Annotated in this window: 8 protein-coding genes and 1 pseudogene (1 of these 9 only partly in view); 5 read left to right on the top strand and 4 right to left on the bottom strand. The window is 56.0% G+C overall.

What is annotated here, in order from left to right; genetic code table 11:
- Positions 1-183 (bottom strand): annotated as a pseudogene (locus HY788_07575) (histone deacetylase family protein); it reaches 638 nt to the left of the window's first position.
- A 159-nt stretch (positions 184-342) separates the two neighbouring features.
- Positions 343-1,362: a DUF72 domain-containing protein gene (locus HY788_07570; protein ID MBI4774024.1), complete on the bottom strand. Its 1,020-nt coding sequence runs from the start codon at positions 1,360-1,362 to the stop codon at positions 343-345.
- 397 nt (positions 1,363-1,759) lie between these two features.
- Between HY788_07570 and sfsA the strand changes: the two genes are divergently transcribed.
- The 4 genes from sfsA (at position 1,760) to rfbB (ending at position 4,915) form a co-directional block, all read left to right on the top strand.
- Positions 1,760-2,479 carry a DNA/RNA nuclease SfsA gene (gene sfsA, locus HY788_07565; GenBank protein MBI4774023.1) on the top strand — a complete coding sequence of 240 codons (720 nt, stop codon included), beginning with the start codon at positions 1,760-1,762 and terminating at the stop codon, positions 2,477-2,479.
- 167 nt (positions 2,480-2,646) lie between these two features.
- Positions 2,647-2,817, top strand: coding sequence for a hypothetical protein (locus HY788_07560; GenBank protein ID MBI4774022.1), 171 nt, complete (start codon positions 2,647-2,649; stop codon positions 2,815-2,817).
- 74 nt (positions 2,818-2,891) lie between these two features.
- Positions 2,892-3,764, top strand: a complete 873-nt coding sequence (locus HY788_07555; protein ID MBI4774021.1) for an epoxyqueuosine reductase — start codon at positions 2,892-2,894, stop codon at positions 3,762-3,764.
- A 62-nt stretch (positions 3,765-3,826) separates the two neighbouring features.
- Positions 3,827-4,915 (top strand): dTDP-glucose 4,6-dehydratase, encoded by a 1,089-nt coding sequence (rfbB, locus tag HY788_07550; protein ID MBI4774020.1) that lies wholly within the window; start codon positions 3,827-3,829, stop codon positions 4,913-4,915.
- A gap of 78 nt (positions 4,916-4,993) precedes the next feature.
- Here rfbB and galE read toward each other — a convergent pair whose 3' ends face one another.
- Entirely contained in the window at positions 4,994-5,992 is a 999-nt protein-coding gene (gene galE / locus HY788_07545) for a UDP-glucose 4-epimerase GalE (protein MBI4774019.1), read from the bottom strand.
- 213 nt (positions 5,993-6,205) lie between these two features.
- Between galE and HY788_07540 the strand changes: the two genes are divergently transcribed.
- The gene (locus tag HY788_07540; protein ID MBI4774018.1) at positions 6,206-7,942 is read left to right on the top strand and encodes a glycogen/starch synthase; all 1,737 of its coding nucleotides are present in this window, start codon (positions 6,206-6,208) and stop codon (positions 7,940-7,942) included.
- 140 nt (positions 7,943-8,082) lie between these two features.
- Here HY788_07540 and HY788_07535 read toward each other — a convergent pair.
- Positions 8,083-8,564, bottom strand: a 482-nt coding sequence (locus HY788_07535; GenBank protein MBI4774017.1) for a bile acid:sodium symporter, incomplete at its 5' end; no start/stop codon positions are given.

Below are 8,564 nucleotides of genomic sequence, written 5' to 3'. Positions count from 1 at the left end.
ACGGCGGGCAGCAGGCCGAGGCTCGGTATGTACGGCGGCAATGTCGTCCGGAGACGCCGGATCGGGTTCAATAAACTCATACCGACGGCCCAGGGCGTTGACAATGGATTCCAACCTCCCCGCTTCGGCTGCCGGATCGGACGTATACACCCGATAATAGTCGGGATGGAAGACGACTTTCATGGCCGCACCCCTCTCAAGGCATACCTGAAAATAGTTCACATATATAAATAATTACATTATAATATTAATTATATACTTGAGCAACAACCGTGACGCATCTCTAAAAACGGGACCCCCTCGAACCGAAACCCGGCGTACGGATAGATACGCGCCTCCATGCTAACGAGCCGGCGCTGCGCGCATATGCACAAATTCCTCCGCCAGGAGTTTGGCGATGAGTGGCGCGTTCCCTCCCGCCCGGTTGTTCACGATGACATGAACATCGACTTCCCGGCGTACACCCGCGTCCATAATTCGAACCGTATCCGACACCATGTTCGGGTCGAGCATCCCATCCACCAAAGCGTTGAACGGATGCGCCTCGGCGTAAGCCTGTTCGTACCGGACCCCCTTCGGAGTCATCAACCGAACGATGCAATCCCCCGCCGCATTGAGGAACCTATTTCCGGACAACTCGAGCTGTTTGGTAAGCGGAGGCAGCCAGGTCCAATGGGACAGCACTTGCCCGATTCCGTGGCTTTCAAGCACTTTGAACACAGAGGAGGAAAGGTACGCCTCCGTGCGCAACTCGACGTGATAGCGATCATCTTTGGGTATCGCCGCGAAAAACCGGTCCAGACTGTCGGCCACCTCATCAGGGGAAACCCGGTCCTGCTTCCGCTGATATTCCTGCTCGAATACGAGCCCCCTCAAACGAGACCCGAGCAGCTCCACCGCCGGTTCATAAAACCGGCGACGAAACGTTTCCGCATCGAGGTACAGCCCGTTCTCCACGAAGGTCCCATGCTGCAATATTTTCTGTGCGAACAGGACTTTCGGCACTTTCAGGATTAGGTAGTCTTCCTCTTTCAGATGTTGGGAATATCGATCCAGAACGTGAAAATTCTGAGACGGTTCGCCGTCCTCCTCCAAAAGGAGTGGATAGAACGTGAAATCCAATTCGAGAGAACGGAAATGCTCGAAATACTCTTCCACGCTGTCCACCGGAAGGGTCTCTTCAACGTAGGTCCGCCCTCCCAGTTTTCGGGACCTCCTGCTGATCCTCTTGTCGTATCGGTCTCTGGAATAGACCTGGCCGATCCAACCCGCGTACCGGTCACTTGCGGTGCCCATGAATATACGAGGATGGAGACCTCTGAAATAGAAACCGCTGGGCTCAAACAACTCTGTACGGGCCATAGGTTCGAGACTCCTCGAGAAAAGCCGTGCCGGGTCCATGCCCTGTTCGCGGCCGTTATATTTGGTATTGAGTTATTCTAACATGATTCGGCTGTTCCGCGGGAACAGGAAACTTGCGCCCGGCTTGCTTTCCCGTTTGATGAACACAGCCGGGGCATGGTATGAGTGCGTATATCAATTGTCATCGATTGGGGGGGAGTGTCTTCAAGGCCCCGCCCCGGCGGTTCCCCCATACGCCGTTTGTAACCCTTTTCAACGGGGTCTCCTCCCTCCGGCAGGCGCCCGGGCACCAATTGCCGCACGAGATGACCCGATGAGGCAAGCCTTGGAGACCGCGCCTTGGCTCAGGCGGATAGAAGCATCCAGCCCCGAAACGGACCCAAAGTGAAACCGGTTCATGAAAACGCCGCATAAGCCCCTTATACGTTTTCCCAAAGACTGTATATTCGCACGGTTCAGGCGTCGGAAAAACCGGTTTCACGTCGAGGTGGAAAAAGACGGCGCATTGATGGGAGCACACTGCAACAATTCCGGCAGTATGCTGGGATTGCTGCGGCCCGGAGCCGAGGTAATGGTTTCGCCTGCCTCGCGTCCGGGTCGAAAACTACCCTATACGCTCGAGCTGATTCGGCCCCATGGGTTTTGGGTGGGAGTAAACACCCTGGCGCCCAATCGACTGCTTTTCGAGGCGTGGAAGGCGCGTCTCCTGCCCGAGGTTCTGGATTATACCGTCTTTCATGCTGAAACCGTAATCGGAAAGAGTCGCCTTGACGCTTTCCTTACCGGCCCGCAGGGGCGTTTATGGGTGGAAGCGAAAAACGTCACCCTCGTGGAAGACGACGTCGCCTATTTCCCGGATGCCGTAACGGAACGAGGGCAAAAGCATCTGAGAGAGTTGATCGATCTGGCGCACAGCGGGCATCGAGTGGCGTGCTTCTATCTGATTCAGAGACCGGACGCGTCCTGTTTCGGACCGGCCGATTTCATCGATCCCGAATTCTCCCATCTGTTCCGGCAGGCCACGGAAGCCGGCGTCGAATCCTGGCCGTATGAGGCGCTCGTTTCGCCGGGAGGCATTGCCTTGGGTCCCCGACTGCCGGTGCGTCCTTTCAACTGAGAACCAACGGCGATCCCTCCCTGCCGGAATTCGCAGCTGCTCCAATGATCGTGCCCTTGTTTTCTCCGGTTTCGGTTGCGAATTCCGGGCCAATTCATTATCATGGGGATCGTATGCAATGTCCGGCTCGGACTTGCGGTCCGTCCAAGAAACGAAAGGAAATCGAAGTGAAGACAGAGAATATCGGGGAAGAAGTGGACGCCCTTTGCCCCGAATGCGGCCACGCGTTTAAAGTCTATATCGATCGGGTCTCCCGGGACTTCGAAAGAACTCCTCCCGACACCGTCGAAGCCGAATGTCCGGTGTGCGGATGTGGAAAGTGCAAGATCGGCAAGTAGATCCGAAACCCGCAGCATGGCATAGGCCGGCCTCTACGCGGATCGCCGACGGGAGGCCGGTTTGGACAAATGAAATGAAGGTGCGGCGCGTGGACGAAGATCCGGGGAGCCGGGTCGTCACCATCATAAGGGAATTTGTCGAGAACTCTCCGGAGAACGCTTTGGAGCGAGGGGTGGAGGAACCGGCATGGGATGCGCCCCTGGTGGGATTCTCCGAAGGTCTTGATCCGATATACGATCGGCTCAAGGAAAACATCGGGGAATTCCTGTGGACTCCGATCGAGGCGTTCTCGTTGGCCTTTCCCCAACTCCGAGTGGATTCCAAAGAGCTCTCGATCATCTCCTGGGTGTTGCCTCAGACGATGGCAACCAAGGTTGAACAGCGTCGCCAAAAAGCCTTTCCTTCCCAACGATGGGCGCGCGCACGCCTGTTTGGAGAAGAGTTCAATAACGCTCTCCGCCGACACGTGACCGAAAGCCTCCAGGCGATGGGAATCGCGGCTGTGGCCCCTGTCTTGTCACCTTTCTGGAAGAGACGGGAATCCCCTCGATACGGATACGCTTCAAACTGGTCCGAACGGCACGCTGCGTTCGTCTCCGGTTTGGGAACGTTCGGTTTGAGCGACGGACTGATCACTTCCGTGGGTAAAGCCGTTCGTGTCGGGAGCGTGGTAGCCCGACTTGCCGTTCGGCCCACGCCAAGACCGTATGAAAACCACCACGCCTATTGTCTCTTCCATGCCAAGGGAATATGCGCCAAATGCGCGGATCGCTGCCCGGCCAAGGCCATTTCAAGAACGGGGCACGACAAAACGGCCTGTTGGACCTATATTCGACAGATCACCTCACCCTATGTGGAAGTGAACTTCGGGTTTAAGGCAAACGCCTGCGGACTTTGCCAGACAGATGTTCCGTGCGAATCCGGCATTCCCGTGAAACCGGATTAAACCTTTCAAGCGGAACGGAGTTAGTCCGGGCTAGAGCTTTCACGATTTAAATTAGGGATCCCATGAATCAAAAAACCATCCTCGTCACCGGAGGGGCCGGATTCATCGGCACGAACTTCGTCCGGCACGTACTGGCCTGTAAATCCTGGAAGATCGTGACCCTCGACGCGCTGACCTACGCCGGGAATCCGGCCAACCTGGCCGATCTGCCGCCGGAACATACCGTCAGGCATCGTTTTGTTCGCGGCGACATCAGGGATGTCGAAGCTCTCGCGTGGCTGTTTTCGGAAGAACGGTTCGATGGTGTGGTCCATTTCGCAGCCGAATCCCATGTCGATCGATCCATCATGGGGCCTGAAGCCTTTATCGAGACCAATGTGCTGGGGACGTTTCGTCTGCTGGACATGAGCCTCGATCATTGGCGGCGAAATGATAGAAGGCCCGACTTTCGTTTTCTCCATGTTTCGACGGACGAGGTTTACGGCAGCTTGGGAGCGGAAGGTTCGTTTTCTGAATGCTCAGCCTATGATCCCTCGAGTCCCTATTCGGCATCAAAAGCGTCGTCGGATCATTTTGTTCGCGCCTACCACCGCACGTACGGGCTTCCCACCGTGGTCACCAACTGTTCTAACAACTACGGACCGTACCAGTTTCCCGAGAAACTCGTCCCGCTGATGATTCTGAACGTTTTGGAGGAAAAACCCCTACCCGTTTACGGGGACGGAAAGAACGTTCGCGATTGGCTGTATGTTGTCGATCACTGCGAGGCCCTTGTACGGGTATTCGAGGAAGGTGTTCCGGGTGAAACGTACAACATCGGCGGAAACGAAGAGCGCACCAACATCGAAGTGGTGGAAATGCTTTGTGATATTTTGGATGCCCGCCTGGATCGGACCGGGAGCCGATCCAGCAGAAGGCTCATCCGTTTCGTGACGGATCGGCCGGGCCACGACCTCCGCTATGCCATCGATGCGGCCAAGCTGAGGAATACCCTTGGTTGGCGCCCCGCCAGCCGGTTTAAGGAGGCCCTCCAGTCCACGGTGGATTGGTACCTCGGCCACCTCGACTGGGTCAAATCCATTCAGACCGGGGAATACCGCCGCTGGATCGAACGCAATTACCATCAGAGGGAAATGCGCCGGATGCCGTGATGCTCCGAGCTCGAACGGACGAACCGGGTAGCGGATGATCCGCTGCCGGATCGCCTGGATCCTACCGAATGGAATGACTCAGTCCCCATAGCCTCGGGAATGCGAGGAATGCCACAGCCAAGCGGTCCTTACGATGTCTCGAATCTCCGAGTATCGGGGAGACCACCCGAGTTCTCGTCTGATTTTTTTTGATGACGCAACGAGGATGGCCGGATCGCCGCTCCTCCGGGCCGCGGGTTTCCATGGAATCGAGATTCCGGTGACCTCCTCGCAGACACGGATGATTTCAAGCACGGAAAATCCCCGCTCGTTGCCCAGATTAAACCAGGTACAGCCGCCGACCCGCTCCATCCAGTCCAACGCCAGGACGTGGGCCTCAGCCAGATCAATGACGTGAATATAGTCCCGGAGGCAGGTGCCGTCCGGAGTGTCATAGTCCGTGCCGAAAACGCGAACAGGTTCACCGGCTCGCCCCGTCCCCATCGCGGCCCTTAATATCAACGGTATTAAATGGGTTTCGTTGCGGTGATCCTCGCCCATGTCTCCGTTCGGAGAAGCCCCTGCCGCGTTGAAGTATCTGAGAGCCACGGTTTTCAATCCCCAGGCTGAAGCGCAGTCCTCCAAAATCTGCTCGATCATGGCTTTGGAACGCCCGTACGGGTTGATGGGCATAACCCGGTGATGCTCGTCGATGGGGATCTCGGTGGGGTTTCCATACAGCGCCGCACTGGACGAAAATACGAATTTGCGCACTCCGGCGGCTTTCATAGCGCTCAGCAGATTCACCGTGCCAGCCACGTTGTTCCGGTAGTACTCGAGCGGATGCTCGACGGATTCGCCCACTAGGGAATGCGCCGCAAAGTGCAGCACCGCATCGAAGCGATAGCTCCGAAAGGCGTTCCGTACTGTATCCATCTCATTCAAATCCGCTCGGACGAATGGCGCGCCATGGGGAACAGCACCCCGGTGCCCCGCGGTGAAATTGTCCAGCACAACGGTCTCCAAGCCTTTTTCCAACAATACCCGATTCGCAAAGGAACCGATATATCCCGCTCCCCCCGTAATCAAAACCAGCATGGTTGAGAATCCCTTTCCTGTTCCTTGTCCGTTCGTGTCGAACTGAAACAATGCCGTTGATTTCGTTCTGTTTGGGCCGCCTAGAGTTGGAAATAGACACTTGACTTCAGGTATACCCGGATGAATTGTCCCTTGACAACCACAAAGAAAGACTGAGAGATTACCAGGATCAAAACCGCTTCAAGGCCTCCACACATGCAAAAAGGAAGCTCCATGAGCCTCGAACTCAAACCGCGTCCCGAGAAAAAAGGAAGGACCATCGTTTTTGTAACATTCGAAAGTGAATTCGCTCCACTGGGAGGGCTTGCGGCTGTCATGAGAGCCCTTCCTCGAGAGATGGCCGGAACCGGATCGGAAGACTGCATCCTCATCGCGCCTTTTTTCAGAGAAATCACGCGTTGCAAGGAATCTCTTTACAAGCGGATTCAACGAACCGGACTCTCCCCCAAGGTAAGGTTCGGCGGCCGAACGTATGACGTGGAAATTTGGCTCCATACGGACGACAGCGGATTTCAGAGTTTCTTGATCTATTCTCCCGATTTTTTTCAGGCTCCCTGCGATTGCAGCGACCCGTCCAATCCACGATCTCCCTGCAATCCTTATTTCAACCCGTCCAAACCGGAAGGCTTGCTGGATGACGCGCTCTTTTTTTGTGCCGCGGTCCCGGAGGTCCTGACAGCCATAGGCAGGATTAGAAACCTCGTTCTCAATCTTCAGGACTGGCAGACCGCCAACGTCGTGTTTACCATCCGAGAGAAGAACGAGATCGTGTCGGCGGCCTGTGTGCTGACCCTCCACAACCCCTATGACGCTCCAATAGACGATTCGGACTTCAGGAAGATTTCCGGCGAATCCACATGGGGAGCGACCGTATTGACGAGAGCCCTTCCATATATCGAAGGCCCGTTAAATACGGTTTCGGAGATCTTCGCAAAAGAATTGACGGAGGAGACCTTACACAACGCCGTATATGCGCCCCATTTGCAAGACCTCTTTCGTACAAAACGTCTGCTCGGCATCAATAACGGCCTGTTCGCAAAACCCGACTTTCCTCCGTCCGCCATCGAATCCGCCGAGGAAGAAGACGTTCAGCCCCTGCTCGATGAAAAACGAAGACGGCGCCGGGAGTTGGAACAGGCTCTACTCCAGAAGGAGATCAAAGGATCCTGGGGCCGCCTGGACCTTTCCGGGTTCCCCGGGCCCATTTTCTTTATGTTCGGTCGTGACGACCCCAGGCAGAAGGGTTACGACGTGCTTGCAGCGGCCATCCGCGAGACGGAACCCGGAAAGGCCATGTATATATTTACCCCGATGCCCGGAGACGAGGGAACGGACGGGCTGCGTTTCCTGCGCGATCTGGCTCTTCGGGAACGGCCGGGAGAGATACTTGTGCTACCGTTTCGCATTGAATCGGATCTATACAAGAACCTGCAGCAGGGCAGTTCCTTTCTTGTGATGCCTTCCTTTTACGAGCCTTTTGGAGGAGCTACCGAGGGCTATGCAGTGGGCACACCTGTCCTTGCCCGCGCCACGGGAGGCCTGATCCAGCAGGTGGCGCCCTTTACCTGCGCCTCTCTCAGCCGTGCGGCCCGCGAATTGGCGGTCGCGTTTCACGGAAGGTCGGCGCCGGCTACAGGGTTTCTGTTTCGAGAGCCTTGGATGCCGGCAGGGGAGACGAGCGCGGACTGGAGATCGATTCTGAGTTGCGAATACCGGGATCAAATGCCCGACGGCGACCGTTTAAAGAGCCGCATGAACATCCGCCTCTTCAGCTCGATGGCCCGGGAAGCCGCCTGGACCCTCCAGGACGCCACCAAACTGTATACCGAGCAGCAGCAGGCCTACGGGAAAATGATGTTCAACGGATTTAAGATGCTCGAAGCCTTCAGTTGGGATTATACGGTGCGGGAGTACCAGCGTGTCTATGACCAGGTCTGCAATACGTTCTAGTGTTGGGTCGCAGAAATCATTTTGTTTCTTTCTCCTGAATGGAAAAGGGGTGCTGAAACTCCGGCGGTATTCATCGAGTTCGAGTCCCATCCCGGAATACGCATTCGAACGGTTCGACCCTCCCGCTTCCGTGCAGACCCTCACCCCATGCGCCATCGCCTGTACATCCCCATGGGAATGATCACACTGTAAAAGGGGAAAAGGTACATGGCCGCCAGCGTGGGTTCCAGCGGTCCGAAAAATTCGGAAGAAAACACCAGGACCAGTACGTTGTTGATGTTACACATACATATAGCCGTGGCCAGTTGATCCGGGACCGGGGATTTCCAAAAAATCAACAGGCCGAAAAGCATGAACAGAGCGGCCAACACAACGGCAACCAGGGCGGCAATCAAAATGGCGTCCGGCTGTTGGCGAAAAAACCGTGCGTATTTCGAGAACACGGCCAAGTTGACCAGGGCCAGAAATCCCACCGTAACGGGAAACTGGCGCTCTCTGAGGGTTCCTATCAGCTTGGGAGTGACGCGTTGCAGGATCTCCACAATGAGAATCGGCACGAACACGATCATACTCAGACAGCGCATCATGGCCGACAGCGAAAGATCGATGGATCGTCCGGCAA

It is taken from the genome of Deltaproteobacteria bacterium, assembly GCA_016208165.1.
GTDB lineage: Bacteria > Desulfobacterota > Desulfarculia > JACQYL01 > JACQYL01 > JACQYL01.
Note: the sequence above shows the minus strand (reverse complement) of the source record. Positions and strands in the feature narration are given on the sequence as shown.

Coding starts and splice junctions, on each gene's coding strand:
- rfbB (MBI4774020.1), top strand. CDS start 3,827: ATGAATCAAAAAACCATCCTCGTCACCGGAGGGGCCGGATTCATCGGC.
- HY788_07570 (MBI4774024.1), bottom strand. CDS start 1,362: ATGGCCCGTACAGAGTTGTTTGAGCCCAGCGGTTTCTATTTCAGAGGT.
- HY788_07555 (MBI4774021.1), top strand. CDS start 2,892: ATGAAGGTGCGGCGCGTGGACGAAGATCCGGGGAGCCGGGTCGTCACC.
- sfsA (MBI4774023.1), top strand. CDS start 1,760: ATGAAAACGCCGCATAAGCCCCTTATACGTTTTCCCAAAGACTGTATA.
- HY788_07540 (MBI4774018.1), top strand. CDS start 6,206: ATGAGCCTCGAACTCAAACCGCGTCCCGAGAAAAAAGGAAGGACCATC.
- galE (MBI4774019.1), bottom strand. CDS start 5,992: ATGCTGGTTTTGATTACGGGGGGAGCGGGATATATCGGTTCCTTTGCG.